The organism is Sedimentibacter saalensis, from assembly GCF_007830175.1.
In the GTDB taxonomy this organism is placed as follows: Bacteria; Bacillota; Clostridia; order Tissierellales; family Sedimentibacteraceae; genus Sedimentibacter; species Sedimentibacter saalensis.
The window spans coordinates 26,032-43,962 of the sequence record NZ_VLKH01000013.1 but is presented as its reverse complement, the minus strand read 5'-3'; the positions used below and the strand labels follow the sequence as shown (position 1 = coordinate 43,962).

At 36.8% G+C, this 17,931-nt stretch carries 21 protein-coding genes; 16 read left to right on the top strand and 5 right to left on the bottom strand.

Annotated features, from left to right (window positions below; all coding sequences use genetic code 11):
- Positions 1 to 98: 98 nt before the first annotated feature.
- The 3 genes from LY60_RS16365 to upp all read right to left on the bottom strand — a co-directional run bounded on the left by LY60_RS16365 (position 99) and on the right by upp (position 3,392).
- Positions 99 to 1,040 carry a diacylglycerol/lipid kinase family protein gene (locus LY60_RS16365; protein WP_145086428.1) on the bottom strand — a complete coding sequence of 314 codons (942 nt, stop codon included), beginning with the start codon at positions 1,038 to 1,040 and terminating at the stop codon, positions 99 to 101.
- Between the two features lie 82 nt (positions 1,041 to 1,122).
- Complete coding sequence (locus tag LY60_RS16360; protein ID WP_145086425.1) at positions 1,123 to 2,490, bottom strand: MATE family efflux transporter; 1,368 nt, start codon at positions 2,488 to 2,490, stop codon at positions 1,123 to 1,125.
- Between the two features lie 272 nt (positions 2,491 to 2,762).
- Positions 2,763 to 3,392 carry a uracil phosphoribosyltransferase gene (upp, locus tag LY60_RS16355; protein ID WP_019229556.1) on the bottom strand — a complete coding sequence of 210 codons (630 nt, stop codon included), beginning with the start codon at positions 3,390 to 3,392 and terminating at the stop codon, positions 2,763 to 2,765.
- A 123-nt stretch (positions 3,393 to 3,515) separates the two neighbouring features.
- Between upp and acpS the strand changes: the two genes are divergently transcribed.
- The 4 genes from acpS (at position 3,516) to LY60_RS16335 (ending at position 5,187) form a co-directional block, all read left to right on the top strand.
- On the top strand, positions 3,516 to 3,881 hold the full coding sequence (gene acpS, locus LY60_RS16350) for a holo-ACP synthase (RefSeq protein ID WP_145086422.1): 366 nt from the start codon (positions 3,516 to 3,518) through the stop codon (positions 3,879 to 3,881).
- Between the two features lie 73 nt (positions 3,882 to 3,954).
- A complete protein-coding gene (locus LY60_RS16345; protein ID WP_145086419.1) occupies positions 3,955 to 4,458 on the top strand; it encodes a hypothetical protein in 504 nt (167 codons plus the stop codon).
- A 101-nt stretch (positions 4,459 to 4,559) separates the two neighbouring features.
- On the top strand, positions 4,560 to 4,835 hold the full coding sequence (locus LY60_RS16340) for a CopG family ribbon-helix-helix protein (RefSeq protein WP_019229553.1): 276 nt from the start codon (positions 4,560 to 4,562) through the stop codon (positions 4,833 to 4,835).
- Between the two features lies 1 nt (position 4,836).
- Positions 4,837 to 5,187, top strand: a complete 351-nt coding sequence (locus tag LY60_RS16335; RefSeq protein ID WP_019229552.1) for a type II toxin-antitoxin system PemK/MazF family toxin — start codon at positions 4,837 to 4,839, stop codon at positions 5,185 to 5,187.
- A gap of 206 nt (positions 5,188 to 5,393) precedes the next feature.
- Here the strand turns inward: LY60_RS16335 and LY60_RS16330 are convergent, their stop codons facing one another.
- Positions 5,394 to 6,707 carry a bifunctional folylpolyglutamate synthase/dihydrofolate synthase gene (locus LY60_RS16330; protein WP_145086415.1) on the bottom strand — a complete coding sequence of 438 codons (1,314 nt, stop codon included), beginning with the start codon at positions 6,705 to 6,707 and terminating at the stop codon, positions 5,394 to 5,396.
- A 238-nt stretch (positions 6,708 to 6,945) separates the two neighbouring features.
- Here LY60_RS16330 and LY60_RS16325 point away from each other — a divergent pair, with 238 nt between their 5' ends.
- The 8 genes from LY60_RS16325 to yhbY all read left to right on the top strand — a co-directional run bounded on the left by LY60_RS16325 (position 6,946) and on the right by yhbY (position 13,964).
- Positions 6,946 to 8,799, top strand: coding sequence for a TIGR03960 family B12-binding radical SAM protein (locus LY60_RS16325; protein ID WP_145086412.1), 1,854 nt, complete (start codon positions 6,946 to 6,948; stop codon positions 8,797 to 8,799).
- Entirely contained in the window at positions 8,780 to 9,460 is a 681-nt protein-coding gene (locus tag LY60_RS16320) for a TIGR03936 family radical SAM-associated protein (RefSeq protein WP_145086409.1), read from the top strand. Before LY60_RS16325 ends, LY60_RS16320 begins: the two co-directional genes overlap by 20 nt.
- A 92-nt stretch (positions 9,461 to 9,552) precedes the next feature.
- Complete coding sequence (locus LY60_RS16315) at positions 9,553 to 11,052, top strand: Rne/Rng family ribonuclease (protein ID WP_170226280.1); 1,500 nt, start codon at positions 9,553 to 9,555, stop codon at positions 11,050 to 11,052.
- A 110-nt stretch (positions 11,053 to 11,162) separates the two neighbouring features.
- Entirely contained in the window at positions 11,163 to 11,474 is a 312-nt protein-coding gene (gene rplU, locus LY60_RS16310) for a 50S ribosomal protein L21 (protein ID WP_145086403.1), read from the top strand.
- 4 nt (positions 11,475 to 11,478) lie between these two features.
- Positions 11,479 to 11,808 carry a ribosomal-processing cysteine protease Prp gene (locus tag LY60_RS16305; protein WP_145086400.1) on the top strand — a complete coding sequence of 110 codons (330 nt, stop codon included), beginning with the start codon at positions 11,479 to 11,481 and terminating at the stop codon, positions 11,806 to 11,808.
- 2 nt (positions 11,809 to 11,810) lie between these two features.
- Positions 11,811 to 12,104 carry a 50S ribosomal protein L27 gene (gene rpmA / locus LY60_RS16300; protein WP_019229545.1) on the top strand — a complete coding sequence of 98 codons (294 nt, stop codon included), beginning with the start codon at positions 11,811 to 11,813 and terminating at the stop codon, positions 12,102 to 12,104.
- Between the two features lie 241 nt (positions 12,105 to 12,345).
- A complete protein-coding gene (gene obgE / locus LY60_RS16295) occupies positions 12,346 to 13,617 on the top strand; it encodes a GTPase ObgE (RefSeq protein WP_145086397.1) in 1,272 nt (423 codons plus the stop codon).
- Between the two features lie 56 nt (positions 13,618 to 13,673).
- On the top strand, positions 13,674 to 13,964 hold the full coding sequence (gene yhbY, locus LY60_RS16290; protein WP_019229543.1) for a ribosome assembly RNA-binding protein YhbY: 291 nt from the start codon (positions 13,674 to 13,676) through the stop codon (positions 13,962 to 13,964).
- Between the two features lie 59 nt (positions 13,965 to 14,023).
- Here yhbY and LY60_RS16285 read toward each other — a convergent pair whose 3' ends face one another.
- Positions 14,024 to 14,662, bottom strand: a complete 639-nt coding sequence (locus tag LY60_RS16285) for an undecaprenyl diphosphate synthase family protein (RefSeq protein WP_145086553.1) — start codon at positions 14,660 to 14,662, stop codon at positions 14,024 to 14,026.
- Positions 14,663 to 15,212: 550 nt separating this feature from the next.
- Between LY60_RS16285 and LY60_RS16280 the strand changes: the two genes are divergently transcribed.
- The 4 genes from LY60_RS16280 (at position 15,213) to LY60_RS16265 (ending at position 17,877) form a co-directional block, all read left to right on the top strand.
- Positions 15,213 to 15,974, top strand: coding sequence for an HAD family hydrolase (locus tag LY60_RS16280; protein ID WP_145086394.1), 762 nt, complete (start codon positions 15,213 to 15,215; stop codon positions 15,972 to 15,974).
- Positions 15,975 to 16,084: 110 nt separating this feature from the next.
- Complete coding sequence (locus LY60_RS16275; protein ID WP_019229540.1) at positions 16,085 to 16,279, top strand: hypothetical protein; 195 nt, start codon at positions 16,085 to 16,087, stop codon at positions 16,277 to 16,279.
- Between the two features lie 248 nt (positions 16,280 to 16,527).
- Positions 16,528 to 17,358 carry a thymidylate synthase gene (gene thyA, locus LY60_RS16270; protein WP_145086391.1) on the top strand — a complete coding sequence of 277 codons (831 nt, stop codon included), beginning with the start codon at positions 16,528 to 16,530 and terminating at the stop codon, positions 17,356 to 17,358.
- 9 nt (positions 17,359 to 17,367) lie between these two features.
- A complete protein-coding gene (locus LY60_RS16265; RefSeq protein ID WP_145086388.1) occupies positions 17,368 to 17,877 on the top strand; it encodes a dihydrofolate reductase in 510 nt (169 codons plus the stop codon).
- Positions 17,878 to 17,931: the final 54 nt, after the last annotated feature.

The following is a 17,931-nucleotide window of genomic DNA, read 5'->3' as shown; positions in this document are numbered from 1 at the left end:
TTGTATTAATAACCCCAGGCGGAAACAAGATCCGCCCTTATGATTTGTGGAAAATTATATTTGTCAATAGCCTGGCGATTCTACAAGAGTCGTCTTTTTTATTGAGCTTTTTGAGGTTTTGAACCTTGAACCGTAACTCCTTTAGGAAGACGGAAATTCAGCGATTCAGGAACAATTTCAAAATCAATTTCTTCAAATACATAATTTTCACCGTCAACACATAAGTTGATTGATTCCTGACTTATGATTTTCACTGTCTTGCATTTTTTGTATGTGATGTAATCTTTAAGCTTTTCATTTTCCAGGTGGGTTCCATTTTTGTAACTTCCTATGAGGCCCAAAATCTTAAATCTCGACATTTTATTTACGAAACAAACATCTATAACTCCGTCATTAATCAAAGCTTTTGGAGCGCATTTATAGCCTCCTCCATAGGAATGGCCGTTAGCTGCAACACCAAGAAGAAATGTTCCTTCAAATGTATAGTCATCATCCAGCACAACTTTCAGTTTCTTGCCTAGTTTTTTTAATAAACAGTATAAAACAGAAAGAATATAGCAACCGGAGCCTGTAATAAAGGGTATTTTTTTAAACTTGTGCATGTTGAATGCCGCATCTGCGTCAAATCCTATGTTGCATACAGAAACGGAATATTCATTCTGTGCTTTTATCATGTCAAGCTTTACTGTTTCTCCTGATACCTGAGCTGCAATATCACCAAAAAGATAATGGTTGTTGAAATTTTTTACGAAATCATTTCCTGAACCGCAGGGAATAACACCCACGCTTGCATGGCTGTAAGATACAGCTGCGTTTATGACTTCATGAAGCGTTCCGTCTCCGCCGCATGCGTAAAATACCACAGGAGACTTGTCCGTACACTTGCTGTCAACAAATGACTTAGCATCGCCTTTGTACCTGGTGTAATAAATTTCATATTGTATTTCCTTGTTTTGTAGCAGAGAATTAATGTTGCTTGCAATTTCAGACTGAGATCTGCCTTTGCCGGCAACAGGATTAATTATAAAAATATGCCTCATAATATCCTCCCCATAGTCATAATAAACATATCATTGTGAAAACATTTTGTCAATAATTCAAAAAAGGCTTGCGCCTTCTTTGCTATTCCATAATTAAATTGTTAATCCACTTGTTGCTGTAGTATCTTTTAAGTACAGTTATGGATTTTATGAGCTCTTCTGCAAAAACCATGGCCATTACCCAGTGTATTGGAAGTTTTAAAACAAGGACTGAGAAAAATGCAACAGGAACGCCTATGAACCATATGGTTACAATGTCTACGATCATGCAAAACTTTGTATCTCCTCCCGAACGGAGTATTCCGCAGATGAAAATGTATGAGAACATTTTGGGAGTGAAGTATGCCGTAAACACAATCAGTGTCTTGTTCAGGGAAATGCTTGTTGCTTGCTCCAGGTTGAAGTAACTTGCTATCATTCCTCTTGACACAAACAGCAGTGAAGCAAGAATTATGCTCAGAACAAATGTTATTTTTAGTATTTTGTTGCTGTAGTCACGTGCTTTTTCAATATCATTTCTTCCAATTTCATTTCCTATCATTACAGCACTTGCATTTCCAATGCCGAAGAAGAAGGCCTGGAAAAAGTCTGATATGTTGTATGCTATCTGAACAACTGCAATTGCCGAAGCTCCCATGAAGCCGTATGCTATGAAGTATACGCTTGTTCCCACAGACCATGCAGTTTCAGATAAAATTACAGGAAAGGATGTTTTAAGAACCTTTTTTAACATATTCATGTCCCAAGAAGTCATTTCCTTTATGGAAGCAGCAAGGGGATGATTTTTATTTCTGTAAATAAGAAATATAAGAGCTGTAAATTCAAAAATTCTTGCAATAAGTGTTGCAGTTGCTGCTCCTTCTACTCCAAGTGCAGGAAATCCAAGATTTCCGTTTATCAGAAGCCAGTTTATGAATGTATTTATCAAAAGTGCCACTGCATTTACTGCTGTAGGCATCTTGAGCATATGTATTGCTCTTGAGTTGAAGCTGAAAGCAAAGGAAATTGCAGTGAAAAAATATGAAAACGACACAATTTTAAGATACTTGCTTCCAAGTGCTATTACAGTGGGATCATCTATGAATATTCTCATTATTTGATCTCTTAGAAAGAATACTGTCAAAGAAAACAAAATTGAAAGAGACGAACCTATTATTATGTCAATGCCGAAAACTTTTTTGATGCTTACTTTGTCCTGGGCTCCCCAGTACTGAGCTATGAAAATAGCAGCTCCGCTGTAAATTCCAAAACATATCGTAGTAAAAATAAAATAAATTCTGTTAGCCAGGCCTACAGCTGAAATAGCATTTTCACCCAGACTGCTTACCATTATGGTATCAATCATGTTAAGACCGATGCTTATGATATTTTGTATTACTACAGGAAGTGCAATTATAATCAGTGTTGTAAGAAATACTTTGTCTTTGCTGGTTTTAAAAAGCTTGTTCATTTCCACCTCATAGCAAACTTAAGGACGGATTAAAATCCGCCCTGTTTGCTTATATAGTAAATTTTCACATGTTCGTGCCGATATTGGCGAAATTTTTCTGGGTACAAGAGTTCATCTCTTGTGAGATGTCTTACACTTCGTTTATCAAACGAGATCCTTCGCTACGCTCAGGATAAGCTGTGAGACGTCAAACCTCTTTGCTTATCAAACGAGATCCTTCGCTACGCTCAGGATAAGCGACTGTCACCAAATCGAAGATTTGGGACATCTGCTTACTTTGTGCCGAACAATCTGTCGCCTGCATCTCCAAGGCCAGGTACTATGTAACCTATGTCGTTGAATTTTTCATCAATGCTTGCAGTATAAATTTCAACATCAGGATGAGCATCTGTAACTTTTTTAAGCCCTTCGGGAGCACATACCAAGTGTATTGATTTTATTTTTTTTGCGCCGTGTTTTTTTAATAATGCTATGGCTCCGTTCATTGAGCCTCCGGTTGAAAGCATTGGTTCTGTAATTATTACTATTCTGTTTCCGATGTCACTTGGAAGTTTGCAGTAATATTCAACAGGTTCCAATGTTTCTTCATTTCTGTACAATCCTATGTGGCCTATTTTTGCATTTGGTATTAAATCAAGCATACCATCAACCATTCCAAGGCCGGCACGAAGTACCGGAACTATTGCAATATCCTCACCTGCAAGGACCTTTCCTGTTGTCTTTATTATGGGTGTTTCAATTTCAATGTCTTTAAGCTGAAGATTTCTTGTTACTTCGTAAGCCATTAGCATTGCTATTTCTCTTACTAGTTCTCTGAAATCTTTTGAAGATGTGTTTTTGTCTCTAAGCATTGTCAGTTTGTGCTGTATCAATGGATGAGAGACTACTGTTACATTACTCATATGTTGACTCCTTTATTGAAGAATTGTTAGTATTAGTTGTAATGAATTTAAACATGTAATATAATTATTATATACATGAAGAACTTTGTCAATTAATTTTTTTCTTAAAAAGGAGTATGCACAATGATAAAAGGCACAGGAATAGATATGACGGAAGTGGACAGAATTAAAAATAACATTGAAAATGAGAGATTCCTTCATAAAATTTATTCAACGGTTGAAATTGAATATTTAAAGTCACGGAAATTCAATCCTCAGACTGCTGCAGGAATGTTTGCAGCAAAAGAAGCTGTATCAAAGTGCCTTGGCACCGGATTTACAAATTTCGGCCCCTGCGACATAGAAGTTGTGAAGGATGAAATGGGAAAACCGGGAATTATTTTAAAAAATAATGCAAAAAAAAGAGCCCAGGAACTAAATATTGAAACAATCCACCTATCCATATCCCACACAAGTGAGTATGCTGTTGCCTATTGTGTGGCTGAATAGTTTTTAAGTTATTAGGCATATATTTTGAAATCTCTTCATATATGTATTATATAACTATGGAGAGGATATTGGTATGAAGCTTAAAATTTGCTGCCTGATTTTGATTGTTTTTTTGCTTTCAAGCTGTAAAAAAGAAGACAAAACATTTTCGATACCTGTTAATTATACTGCAGATGCGGTGATGCAGGTGTATGAACAAACAAGAGAAGACACTTACAACTTGAGCATTATCTCGAGAGACAATAATTACAGCATCAAGACTACCTCTGGAAATCAAACGTGGAACACTGCTTATCTCTCAGGGGGCAGGTGCGTTTTAAGCAACGACAAATTTCCGGATGGCAGTGTAACAATTGAAAACTTCAAGACGGAAAAGTATCTTGTTCAGGATATTGATCTTAGTAAGTTTCAAAACACAGTAGACGGATTGTCGGAGGAAATAATCTATTGGGACGGAACGTTCAGGCATGTTCTTAGATTTAGCAGTGAAAACTTGCTTCCAGACACAATTTTTATTTATAAAAATGACGATTTGGTTAAGACTATCAAGTATGAAAACATAAAAGTAGAGGAATAATATTTCACATAAATACAAAAAGTTACCATACAACTTTTAGTATTCATGTGGTAAAATTACTAATAAAACATGAACTGAGATGCAATTGTGAGGTGTGTGATTTGGCTGATAATAAGAAAATATTGATATCCATTCCGGAAAACCTGCTGAGAGAACTGGATAATGCCGTTAAAGAAGAAGGAACAAACAGAAGCGACTTTATTAGAAAATCAATAAGGTTTTATTTAATTGAAAAAAGAAAGCTTGAAATCAGAAACAAGATGAAGGCCGGATATTTGGAAATGAGCAACATTAACAAAAGTATTACAGAAGAATACTCAGAAGGGGACTATGAGGACTTTTTAAGCTATGAAACAAAATTAATAGGAAGTGAATAGTTTGATTGTTAAAAGGGGAGATGTATACTATGCCGACTTAAGCCCTGTCATAGGTTCAGAACAAGGGGGCGTGAGGCCGGTTTTAGTTGTACAAAACGACATAGGGAATAGATATAGTCCAACAGTTATTGTATCTGCAATTACTTCTCAGATCAATAAGGCAAAGCTGCCTACACACATAGAGATAAGTTCTGAAGACTTCAGTCTGCCAAAAGATTCTGTAGTTCTCTTAGAACAAATTCGCACAATCGACAAGAAGCGTTTAAAAGAAAAAATAGGCAGGTTTGATAAAAATCTCATGGGCGAAGTTGACGACTGCTTGAAAATAAGTTTGGGGCTCATTGATTTTTAATTACGTTTAAAATCAATAATTAAATTAAAATAAAATGAAGAATTAAGAATGAAGAGTTAAGAATTAAAATAAAGGGGTTGCTGCATTTTCATGTCATCCTGAGCGATAGCGAAGGATCTCATCTTTTGAAGGTATGAGATCTTTCGGGATAAAGTCCTCAGAATGACACGATAAAAATCATTAATGCAGCAGCCTCTTTTTGCTGTTTATTTATTTTCTATGAAGCCGTTGTTTTTCAACAGTGTTCTTATGTCGCCTATCATGTAAAGGGAACCTACAAATGCTATACAGTCTTCTTTTTTTGCTGCATTTAAAATAGGTAGTGTGTCCTCATATGAGTTAAGAGGAGCAACCTCAACTTCATAGTGTTCTCTGATTAGTGATGCCAGATCTTCCGACTTCATGGCACGTGGATTGTTTGGAGTCAATGTGTAAACTTTTTTGCAAAGAGGAATAATAAATGGAAGAACATCTTCAGGGTTTTTGTCCTTAAGCATTCCAAAAAACAAAGTGATTTTATTTTCCTTGAAATTTTCCTTCACAGCCTTAGAAAAATATTCGATGCCGTTTATGTTGTGGCCGCCGTCAAGGACAATAACCGGATTTTCCCTTAATATTTCAAACCTTCCGGCAAAACGGCATGTAAAAAGTCCTTCTTTTATTGATTCTTCTGTTACATTGTATCCTGATGTTTTTACTATTTCAAGGGCACGAAGTGCTGTGAGCACGTTGTAGAGCTGATGTTCCCCAAGGAAGTTCATTTTTGTTTCAGAAAGGCTGAACACATCTTTTTTAAGGTAGTTAAACCACTGACCTGTGAGATTTCCCCGGGTTTTTTCTATATCTTTAATGTTCACAACATATACGTTTGAATTTTTACCTTCAGCAACATCACTTATTGTTTTCACAACATTTTCAGCCTGCGGATATATTATTACGCTTGAGTTTTCCTTTATAATGCCAGCTTTTTCAAATGCTATTTTTTCAAGTGTGTCTCCAAGATACTCCATGTGGTCGAAGCTTATGGATGTTATGACGGATACAAGGGTGTCTTTTACAACATTTGTAGCGTCAAACCTTCCTCCCATGCCTACTTCAAGCACAAGAAAGTCAATGTTTTGTTCCTGAAAGTATTTAAAACCTATGGCAGTGACAACTTCAAATTCCGTGGGGTGATTGTATCCTTCCTCAAGCATCACTGCAATTTTTTCCTTCACCAGAGAAGTTATTTTTGCCAGGGATTCCTTGTCTATGTGGTGTTTGTTCACTTGTATTCTTTCTGTGAATTCTTCAAGAAAGGGGCTTATAAAAAGTCCGGTCTTGTATCCGGAGGCCATTAACACATCGTGAATCATGTTGCTTGTGGAACCTTTTCCGTTTGTTCCTGCAACGTGGATTATTTTGTATGAGTCCTGTGGATTGCCAAGAAGTTCTGTGAGTCTTGTAATATTTTCAAGTCCTAATTTGGAACCGAATTTGTAAGTTGAATGAATGAATTCAATTGATTCTTCGTAGTTCATTTTAACCTCCGCTATATGTATTCAAATACTATAATATTTCAAGCAATACAATATTTCAAGCTTTTTACAAATAAATTTTCTTTATAAGTTGTCATTTAATATTTGGTATGATAAAATATATAGAATTTAATGAATTGTAATGTCAATAAAGTGAAAAATAATTAAACATATATAATGTTTTACAACATGGAAAATTTCTTGGCGTTATATAATATAGAAAGGATTTACTATGATAGATATGAAAAAGTTGGACAGAGAGCTTTTGAAGGTTGAAAAACCTGCCCGTTATGTGGGCAGCGAGCTTAACTCTGTTGTAAAAAACAAAGAAGATGTAAATGTAAGATTTGCTTTTGCTTTTCCTGATGTTTACGAAGTAGGAATGTCACATACAGGAATGCACATTTTGTACCATCTCATGAACAGCATGGAAAATGTGTGGTGCGAAAGAGTCTTTGCTCCATGGACAGACATGGAAGAAATAATGCGCAAAAACAACATTCCTCTTTACGGACTTGAAAGCAAGGACGAACTAATGGAATTTGATTTTGTTGGATTCACTCTTCAATATGAAATGAGCTACACAAACATCCTGAATATGCTTGACCTTGGAAAAATCCCTGTAAGGTCAAAAAACAGGACAAATGATATGCCTCTTGTTATTGCAGGAGGACCGTGTGCTTACAATCCTGAACCTCTTTATGAAGTCATTGACCTGTTTACAATAGGAGAAACAGAAGAACTTCTCCCTGAACTTTTGAAGCTTTATGAAGAAGAAAAGAAAAACGGATTTGACAGACTTGTTTTTCTTGAAAAAGCAGCAAAATTGGATGGAATTTATGTTCCTTCATTCTATGAGGAATTATACAATGAAGACGGCACTGTAAAAGGAAGAAAGACACTTAATGAAAATGCTAAGGAAACAATCACTAAAAGAATCATCAGGGATCTGAACAAAAGTTTTTACCCCGAAAAAAGCATTCTTCCTTACATTGACGTTGTTCATGACCGTGTTGTCCTTGAGCTTTTCCGCGGATGCACCAGAGGCTGCCGTTTCTGTCAGGCAGGAATGGTTTACAGACCTGTAAGGGAAAAAGAAGCAGACACTCTTGTAAAACAAGCTGAAAGACTTATTGATTCAACGGGACACGATGAAATATCTCTTACATCACTGAGTTCCGGCGATTACTCATGTCTTCCCGACCTTACACTGAAGCTATTAGACATGTATGAAAATCAAAATGTAAGCATTTCGCTTCCTTCACTGAGGCTTGACTCAATGACTTTTGACATCATTGAAAGACTTCAGGAAGTAAGAAAATCAGGTCTTACATTTGCACCTGAAGCAGGCACTCAAAGGATGAGGGATGTCATAAACAAAAATCTTACGGAAGAGCAAATATTGGGACCTGTGGAAACTGCATTCAATCTGGGATGGTCAACTGTAAAGCTTTATTTCATGATAGGACTTCCTGGAGAAACAATGGAAGATGTTCTTGGAATAAAGGAACTAGCCTACAAGGTAAAGGATAAATTCTTCCAAAGGCCAAAGGAAGACATAAAAGGAAACTTAAAAATAAATGCCAGTGCATCGTGCTTTGTGCCTAAGCCTTTCACGCCGTTCCAGTGGGTTAAGCAGGACAGCATGGAGGAATTTTTCGACAAGGCTAAATCGCTGCAGAGGGAAATAAAGGACAAAAAAGTTTCCTTCAGCTACCACGAGCCAAAATTAAGCTACCTTGAAGCTGTGTTTGCAAGAGGAGACAGAAGACTTTCTTCTGCGCTTATAAGAGCATGGGAAAAAGGCTGCCGTTTTGACGGATGGTATGACATGTTTGATTTTAGCAAGTGGATGGAAGCTTTTGAAGAAACTTCAACTGACGCTGACTTTTTCGGAAGAAGGGAAAGATCTCTTACAGAAGTTCTTCCTTGGGACTTCATTGACATAGGAGTTGACAAAAAATTCCTTGTGAGTGAATATGAAAAAGCAATGGGATATACAACAACACCTGACTGCAGACAAAAGTGCGTGAACTGCGGCGTGAACCATAGATTTATAGGAGGTGCATGCCCTCATGTGCAAGTTAATAAATAAGTACAGCAAGACAGGAAATTTAAAATATATTTCACACCTGGATGTTTTAAGATTCATCCAAAGAGCTGTTAAAAGAACAGGTCTTCCTGCAAAATATTCAGAAGGATTCAATCCTCACATGAAGACGGCCTTCGGATATCCGCTGTCATTGGGAACTGAAAGCATTGGTGAATATTTTGAGCTTGAATTCAATGAACATGTTGATCCTGAAGATTTTGTAAGCAAGATGAACAAAGTGCTGCCCAAAGAAATGCAGATTCAAAAATCAATGGAAACTGACGAACAGGAATCCATAATGTCAAGGTGCGCCTATGCAGAATATATAATAACACTTGAATCAGAAACAATGGATGCGGACAATCTCAATATTTTGTTCAATGAAATGTTAGAGACGGGACTTGTGTACCCAAGGCAGAAAAAGAACAAGAAAAACAAAACAGTTATTAAAGACATAAACACATTGGATTATATAAAATATCTGAAAGCCGAAAGACTTTCGGAAGGAAAATTAAAAGTGGAAGCCGTATTTTTGACAACAGAAACAGGAAGCATGAAAGTTGACGAGCTTTTAAAGCTAATGGAAGAAAGAGGCTTCACCGCAGATTATCATTCTATAATGAAAATAGATGCTCTGGATAAAAACATGCAGCCAATTCTTTAAGCAATTAAGAATGAAGAATGAAGAGTGAAAAATGCGGGAGGGTACGAGACCCTCCCCTACGTCTTAATTCTTCATTAACAAAAGGGGTTATTATGAAGCAGATTATAATCAATAATTCGGTTTTTTTCGATCAGGTGGCAATCCTTAAAGATGGAAGACTGCATGATTTTATGCACGAAGAAAAGGACTACAAAAGTTTGGTGGGGAACATTTACAAAGGAAGAGTAATGAACATATTGCCTGGTATGGAAGCAGCCTTTATTGATGTGGGTCTTGAAAAAAACGCATATATATTTTTGGATGACTTGCTTTCAGATAAATTCCTGAAAGAAAAGAATCTGAAGAAAAAGGATGCTAAAAGCATTGTAAATGTTTTGAAAAAGGGTGAGGAAATCCTTGTGCAGATTGCAAGAGAACCAATCGGTGAAAAAAACATAGCTGTAACAACTGATATTTCAATTTCAGGCAAGTATATAGCCCTTATTCCCAAAAGCACTAAAGTTAATATATCAAAAAAAATCAAGGATGCTGAAAAAAGAAAAAGGCTCACGGAAATTGGCAAGTCAATCATGACTGATGGAAACGGAATGATTATCAGGACGTTTTCCGAAGACTGTGAAAGAGAAGAAATTGAAAATGAATACAATATGCTTTCATCCATATACAATCAGATAGAAAAGGAAAACAATTATTCCTATGCCCCTAAGCTTCTGTATAAAAGCAATTCCCTGGTAGAAAAAGTATTTTTGGATTCCATAGATTCTACAGTTGATGAAATATATGTAGAGGACAAGAAAACAAAGGATAAAATCACTTCTCTTGTTAAGGGATGTGGCGACAATCTAAATGATATTAGAATTATTGAGTCTGAAAGAGCATTTCAAGACTTCAACGTGGAAAATCAAATCAAGACACTTTTTCAGAGAAAGGTAGAGCTTGAAAACGGAGGTTCTATTTTCATTGATGTAACTGAAGCATTGACGGTTATTGATGTAAACAGCGGCAAATTCATAGGAAGCGAAAACATGGAGGAAACCGCACTTCAAATTAATCTTTCTGCCTTAGATGAAATAGCCCTGCAGGTGAGGCTTCGAAACATAAGCGGAATCATATTAATTGATTTCATTGATGTTAAAAGTAAGGATAATATTGAAATTATAGTGAACAAAGCAAAATCAGTGTTCAAGGAAGACAAGGCCAAAACAAACATCCTTGGAATGACAAAACTAAATCTTATGGAAATCACAAGAAAGAAAAACAAGGATAACTTCTACAACCTTATAACACAGCAGTGCAGCCACTGCAGCGGAAGCGGAAGGACCGGGTCAAAGCTGTATGTTTTCTTCAGGCTTGAAAGTATAATAAAAAACATAAAAAGAAACACTTCGTCGGACGCTGTTGTTCTTAAATGCGGTTATCTTATGAACAATTTCATAAAAAACAACTGCACGGATATTATCAAGAAAGTTGAAAACAAATACAGCATTAAACTATTTTTTAAAATGGATGACAATATGAGCACTGACGATATAGTTGTTGATAAAATTGGAAAGACAAACTTAATAAATTCATATTTAAATGAAGAAAAATAAGTTGACAAACTTGATAATGTTTGATAAACTTTATATTTGCAAGAGCCGCACGGATCAGGTTAAAACTTTATGTACCTGCAATGGCGAGACTGGGAAGAGGAGGTAATATTATGTACGCAATTATTGAAACAGGTGGAAAACAATATAGAGTTCAGGAAGGCGATGTTGTAAGAGTTGAAAAACTTGAAATCGCTGATGGTGAAACAGTAAAATTTGATAAAGTTTTACTTGTAGCTGATGAAGGAAAATTAAATGTTGGAAAACCATATGTTGACGGAGCTGTAGTTGAAGCTGTAGTTGAAAACCAAGGTAAGGCAAAGAAAATCATAATTTTCAAATACAAAGCTAAAAAAGACTACAGAAAGAAACAAGGTCATCGTCAGCCATATACACAAGTAAAAATCGGTAAAATAGTTGGATAGTGATATGATTACAATCACAATATATAAAACTAAAGAACAAATCAATGGTTTTATAGTTGAAGGTCATTCTGGATACGCTGAAGAAGGATCGGACATAGTATGCGCATCAGTTTCAATTTTATCTTACACTGCACTTAATGCAATGAACTTAGTTGCAGGTGTGAGTCCTGAATTCATAAGTTATGAAGTTGATGAAGAGACCGGATTTATGAACATGAGGACTTTGAAGGTAAATGATAAGACTGATGTCATATACAGAAACTTTATGGTAGGAATTGAATTGTTGCTGGAAGATTACAGTGATTATATTACACTTAAATTTGAGGAGGTGTAACCATGTTATTGAAATTAAACTTACAGTTATTCGCACATAAAAAAGGTGTTGGTAGCTCTAAAAACGGTCGTGATAGCAATGCTAAAAGACTTGGAGTAAAAAGAACTGACGGTCAATTCGTATTGGCTGGAAATATTCTTGTAAGACAAAGAGGAACTAAACTTCATCCAGGATTGAATGTAGGCATCGGCAGCGATGATACATTGTTTGCAATGGTAGACGGAAAAGTAAAGTTTGAAAGAAAAGACAAAACAAGAAAGCAAGTCAGTGTATATCCTTGTGAATTAGAAGCATAATAAACGAAAGTGACCTACCTTAACGGTAGGTTTTTGTTTGTTTGCCCTATCCTCATTTTCAGAGGTTTTTTGAAAATGGTTGGTAGGTCAGACTCAACGAATTCCAAAATTATGCGAACGATAGTGAGCTGATAATTTTGTGAATGAGACTGCGATAGGAACGGGGACACACCCCTAAGCAGGGTGAGTCTTTGGAGTAGGCTTAGGGGAATGTCCCCAAATTAGAAAAGGTTGGGATAAAATGTTTGTAGACATAGCAAAAATTAATGTTAAAGCCGGCAAAGGCGGAAACGGCAGTGTTGCTTTCAGACGTGAAAAATATGTGCCACTGGGCGGACCTGCCGGAGGAGACGGCGGTGATGGCGGAAGCATAATATTGGTTGCTGATGAAGGCTTGAGAACATTGATGGATTTCAGATATAAGAGGCACTATCAGGCAGAAAACGGCGAAGACGGCAGAGGCAAGAAACAATACGGTTCGGACGGAAAAGACATGTACTTGAGAGTTCCGACAGGAACACTGGTAAAGGATGAAGAAACCGGCATTGTATTGGCAGATTTAAAAGTAGATGGACAGGAATATGTGTGTGCAAGAGGAGGACGCGGTGGAAAAGGAAACGTAAGGTTTAAAAATTCCATAAGACGTACGCCTCGTTTTGCTGAGCCCGGAACAAAGGGTGAAGAAAGAGAAATTTTGCTTGAGCTTAAGCTCATAGCCGATGTGGGCCTCGTTGGTTTTCCAAATGTAGGGAAGTCTACTATACTGGCATCCGTAACAAGTGCTAAGCCAAAAATTGCCAATTACCATTTCACAACGCTTAAACCGAATCTCGGAGTTGTTATGATAGGTGAAGGCCACAGCTATGTTCTTGCAGACATTCCTGGACTTATAGAAGGAGCAAGCGAAGGTGCCGGACTTGGTCTTGAGTTTTTAAGGCATGTGGAAAGAACGAAGCTTCTGTTGCATGTAATTGATGCCTCAGGCCAGGAAGACAGAGATCCTGTAGAAGATTTTTACAAAATCAATGAAGAGCTTAAAAATTACAGTGAAAAATTGACCAAGAAGGAACAGATCATTGTTCTTAACAAAATGGACCTTCCTCAGTCATTGGATAATCTGGAAAAAATCAAGAAGGAATTCAAGGATTACGAAATAATAGAAGTATCTGCTGCAACAGGCGAAGGTCTTGATTTCCTCAAGAAAAGAGCTTACGAAAGACTTCTTGAAATCGAAGAAGAAATTGAATTTGTTGATGAAGTACAGGTTGAACAATTCTTTGACAGAAAAGAAAGAGACACCATTGTTGTTTCCAGGGAAGAAGATTACTTCCTGGCTGAAGGAGAATTTCTTGAAAGGCTGGTTGCTTCTACAAACTTTGATGACTTTGAATCATTCAGCTACTTCCAGAAGGTTCTCATTGACAAGGGCGTTATTGAAAAGTTAAGAGAGCTTGGTGCAAAAGAAGGAGATCTCATAAGCGTGTGCGGAATAGAATTTGACTTCGTAGACTAATATTATTAGTCAATGCACTGAATGCTTTATGCAACCAATGTTCTAAAGGAGGACAAATGCTAACAGGAAAACAAAGAAGTTATTTAAAGTCTCTTGCAAACGGAATAGACCCCATTATGCAGATAGGCAAAGGCGGCGTTACAGACAATGTGCTCAAGCAGATTGACGACGCTTTGGAAGCAAGAGAATTAATTAAGATAAAACTGCTGAACAACAGTCAGCTTGAGGCAAAACAAACTGCCAATGAAATTGCTGAGTCAGTGAGAGCTGAGTTTGTTCAAAGCATAGGAAACAAATTTGTGCTTTACAGAGAAGCAAAAGATGCACAAATTGTAATACCTAAATAACAGAAAAGTGACGGCTTTGTCCTCTTGCGAGTGCCGTCACAATTTTTTTTGACAGGGAATTATCCTCCCAGTGTCACATCCTGCATGTTGTACCACTTCATGGCCTCATGAAATTGTTCCGGTTTGAAATCAGGCCACATGTCATCAATGGTGTAGATATCTGAATAAACAGACTGCAAGGGCAAAAATCCGGACAACCTTTTTCTCCCTCCCCACCTGAGTATCAGGTCTATTCTAGATATATCTCTTGAATAAAGCCCATCCAGTATGCTTTTTCTTCCTGCGTTGTTTGATAAGTTTGATATGTCCCAGTCCCATCCATAGTTAACAAGAAAGTTTACTTTCATGCCACCCCTGCCTATGTTTGTTCTGTTTGTGAACTTGAGAAGTTCTTCAGGAAACATGGGTGAATTTTTGTTTCCTATGACTAAAAGAGACACATCTTCCTTTGCAATTAAATTAACTGCATCAACACATGCCTTAACAAAAGAGTCAATTTGTATTCTTGGTCTTTTGCAGTTGTCTGTTGTGAAACCATAATATGTAATTTCATTTATTCCGTATTCCCTGGCAAGGTACAATGCATGAAGACCGGGTGTGAGGCTGTACTGGTAGCCATCTTTCTTTTCATATCCCTTGTCCTGTGCCCAGCGCCTGTTGCCGTCTGGTATTATTCCAATATGCCTTGGCACTCTCAATAAAAACACAACCTTTCTGTAATGATATTGTATTATCTGCATTTTTTTGACAAATATACTTTTCTATGGATAATTTGGACATGTAAAAAAGTTCTAAAATTTTATTTTGGTAACAAAGTAACATTCGACCGTGTCATTCTGAGGGCGTAGCCCGAAGAATCTCATGTTTCTTATAACGATGAGATCCTGCAGTTTCGGACACAAATTTATTTATTCGCTAACGTTCATATAAATTTGGTGCTCGTTGCGAATGACCTACCGCTATTTTTCAGAAAACACTTGAAAAATAGGGTTAGGGCAACTTTCACTAACGTTCAGGATGACAGAGTCGGGGTTTGTCAATAGTCTGAAGTTGTTACACTACTTTCGCTAAGGGGACTAATGTCCTATTCTATAAAAAAAGTATTCACATTTTATTAATTATGTTATATAATACAGCATTACTCTTTAAGGCTAGCTAAAGCTTGGGGGTATATAATATACATATATTTTACAATACACTTATTTTATATTTACAAAAGAGTGATATTGTGTACAAGGAGGTGAAAATATGATAAAAGGAATATTGTTTGACAAAGATGGAACCATAATAGATTTTTCATTGTGGAGAAATGCCGGAGTAAACATGATAGAAACTGTTTTAAGGGAATATGGATTAAGTGATGGAAATTTAAAAAGAGAACTTCAAAGGTCCATAGGAATAACTGAAAACGGAGTGGAACCATTCGGCGCACTGGCTTATAAAACCCATGAACACGTGGCTTTAGAAATGCATTTCATCCTGAGCAGGTACAGAAACATAGATTTTGAAGAATTCAAGGTTCATGTGGCAGAGCTTTTAAGAAACGAAGTGCTGAGAGACGATGCAGATATAAGGGAAACCACAGATTTAAGAGCATTGTTCAATCATCTTAAGGAAAATGGCATAAAGGTAGGACTGGCAACAGCAGACACATATCAGTCAGCAATGCACATGGTGAACAAACTCAACCATCAGGACATGTATGATTTCTTCGGTTCTTATGACGGAGTAATGAAACCAAAACCACACAAGGACATGTGCGTAAGGTTCTGTGAAATGTACGGATTCAAGCCATATGAGGTTGCTATTGTAGGAGACTCATACAACGACATGATATTTGCAAGAAATTCAGGAGCCATTGGAGTAGGAGTACTTTCCGGTGTGAGCAGCAAAATAAACTTAAAAGATACTGCGGACATAATAATACCGTCAGTTGAATCGCTGTTTGATAAAGAAGTGCTCAGCGCCCTTTATGAAGAAGCATCTGAAAGAAAATTTAAAACAGCGTAAGTCTTTGAATTACACAGTAGTTCAAGGACTTAATTTTTTTTTTGGAAAAATGTAATAATTTATGGATATGCGTCAATAATATAGTATATAAAATACTTGGGGAGTGTATTATGGACGAATTTGATAAAATCAAAAAAATGTACGACAGCGGATACAGATGCATAAGGTACGATGACACTAAGGACGGAGAAATGTGCATTTATTTCAAAAACTTTGAAAATGAAAATTCAGAGGCAATGAGGGTGTCAGGATTTGATCAGAAAATGCAGATTAAAAATTTCATAAATCAAAACACCATGAAATAACAGGGAACGAATAGTTCTCTTTTTTATATCATAGGAAATTATTCTTTCCTATGATATAAAAAACGGGGATTGCAAAGGGCGGGACGCCCTTAACCTTAAGAGGGGTGCTCAGTTAAAACGCGTATGCGTTTTAACGCCGAAGGGGGACGTAGGTCCCCCTAGCGGAAATTGCGCAGCAATTTTTTTTATATTGTAAAGAAAGTCCGGCTATTGTATAATATAAATATTAATTAGACAGGAGGTTCCGCATGAGCACAGCAGATAAAATTTTTATAGAGACTTGCAAAGATATACTCACAAACGGAGTTTGGGACAAAGATTATGAAGTGAGACCAAGGTGGGAGGACGGTACACCTGCTCATACCATAAAAAAATTCGGAATTGTAAACAGATACAATCTGCAGGAAAGTTTTCCTATCCTGACATTGAGGAAGACAAATTTCACTGCAGCCGCTGATGAACTTCTGTGGATATGGCAGAAGAAATCAAACAATGTAAACGACCTTAACAGCCACATCTGGGATTCATGGGCAGACGAATCAGGTTCCATAGGAAAGGCATACGGATACCAGCTTGGATTGAAGCACAAGTACAAGGAAGGCGAATTTGATCAGGTTGACAGGGTCATTTATGATTTAAAAAATAACCCTGCAAGCAGAAGAATTATGACCAACATTTACAATTTCCAGGATTTGAATGAAATGCACCTTTACCCATGTGCATACAGCATGACATTCAATGTTTCAGGAAACAAGTTAAATGCCATACTTAACCAGCGTTCACAAGATGTGCTTGCAGCAAACAACTGGAATGTTGTGCAGTATTCTCTTCTTGTACATATGATGGCTCAGGTAAGCGGTCTTGTTCCGGGAGAACTTGTGCATGTAATATCAGATGCACACATTTATGATAGACATGTTCCAATAATTGAAGAGCTTATCGAAAGAGTTGAGCACGATGCGCCTATATTTGAAATCGACAAATCCATTGACAACTTTTATGATTTTACAGTTGACAGCTTTAAATTCATAAATTATGAATATAATCCTTTTAAAACAAAAGTACCTATAGCGGTATAAGGAGCAAGTATGAAATTAATAGTAGCTGTGGCAAAAGACTGGGGAATAGGAAATAGCGGAGATCTTCTTTTTGATTTGCCCGATGACATGAAATTCTTCAGGGAAACCACAAAAAACAAAACAGTTGTTATGGGAAGAATAACACTTCTTTCACTTCCGGGAGGCAATCCACTGAAAAACAGGGTGAACATTGTAATGACAACTGACATGAATTATGAAAAAGAAGGATGCACTGTAGTTCATTCAGTGGAGGAGCTTCTTGAAGAGGTAAAAAAATATAACAGCGATGATGTGTTTGTAATTGGTGGAAGCAAAATTTACAATGAGCTTTATCCATACTGCAGTGAAGCATACATAACAAAGGTTGATGCTGTGAAAGATGCTGATTCATATCTTCACAACTTCGACCAGGATCAGGACTGGTTGCTGACATTTGCTTCAGAGCTCCATGAGAACAACGGGCTTAAGTTTAACTTCAACACTTATAAAAACCTGAACGTTAAGCAAATTAATAATTAAGAGTTAAGAATTAAGAATGATATGAAAAAAGTCAGGCTCGCCTGACTTTTTTAT

Excerpts from the sequence above, each read along its gene's own strand:
- LY60_RS16365 (WP_145086428.1), bottom strand. The coding sequence starts at position 1,040 with ATGAGGCATATTTTTATAATTAATCCTGTTGCCGGCAAAGGCAGATCT.
- LY60_RS16360 (WP_145086425.1), bottom strand. The coding sequence starts at position 2,490 with ATGAACAAGCTTTTTAAAACCAGCAAAGACAAAGTATTTCTTACAACA.
- upp (WP_019229556.1), bottom strand. The coding sequence starts at position 3,392 with ATGAGTAATGTAACAGTAGTCTCTCATCCATTGATACAGCACAAACTG.
- acpS (WP_145086422.1), top strand. The coding sequence starts at position 3,516 with ATGATAAAAGGCACAGGAATAGATATGACGGAAGTGGACAGAATTAAA.
- LY60_RS16345 (WP_145086419.1), top strand. The coding sequence starts at position 3,955 with ATGAAGCTTAAAATTTGCTGCCTGATTTTGATTGTTTTTTTGCTTTCA.
- LY60_RS16330 (WP_145086415.1), bottom strand. The coding sequence starts at position 6,707 with ATGAACTACGAAGAATCAATTGAATTCATTCATTCAACTTACAAATTC.
- LY60_RS16325 (WP_145086412.1), top strand. The coding sequence starts at position 6,946 with ATGAAAAAGTTGGACAGAGAGCTTTTGAAGGTTGAAAAACCTGCCCGT.
- LY60_RS16320 (WP_145086409.1), top strand. The coding sequence starts at position 8,780 with ATGTGCAAGTTAATAAATAAGTACAGCAAGACAGGAAATTTAAAATAT.
- LY60_RS16315 (WP_170226280.1), top strand. The coding sequence starts at position 9,553 with ATGAAGCAGATTATAATCAATAATTCGGTTTTTTTCGATCAGGTGGCA.
- rplU (WP_145086403.1), top strand. The coding sequence starts at position 11,163 with ATGTACGCAATTATTGAAACAGGTGGAAAACAATATAGAGTTCAGGAA.
- LY60_RS16305 (WP_145086400.1), top strand. The coding sequence starts at position 11,479 with ATGATTACAATCACAATATATAAAACTAAAGAACAAATCAATGGTTTT.
- rpmA (WP_019229545.1), top strand. The coding sequence starts at position 11,811 with ATGTTATTGAAATTAAACTTACAGTTATTCGCACATAAAAAAGGTGTT.
- obgE (WP_145086397.1), top strand. The coding sequence starts at position 12,346 with ATGTTTGTAGACATAGCAAAAATTAATGTTAAAGCCGGCAAAGGCGGA.
- yhbY (WP_019229543.1), top strand. The coding sequence starts at position 13,674 with ATGCTAACAGGAAAACAAAGAAGTTATTTAAAGTCTCTTGCAAACGGA.
- LY60_RS16280 (WP_145086394.1), top strand. The coding sequence starts at position 15,213 with ATGATAAAAGGAATATTGTTTGACAAAGATGGAACCATAATAGATTTT.
- LY60_RS16275 (WP_019229540.1), top strand. The coding sequence starts at position 16,085 with ATGGACGAATTTGATAAAATCAAAAAAATGTACGACAGCGGATACAGA.
- thyA (WP_145086391.1), top strand. The coding sequence starts at position 16,528 with ATGAGCACAGCAGATAAAATTTTTATAGAGACTTGCAAAGATATACTC.
- LY60_RS16265 (WP_145086388.1), top strand. The coding sequence starts at position 17,368 with ATGAAATTAATAGTAGCTGTGGCAAAAGACTGGGGAATAGGAAATAGC.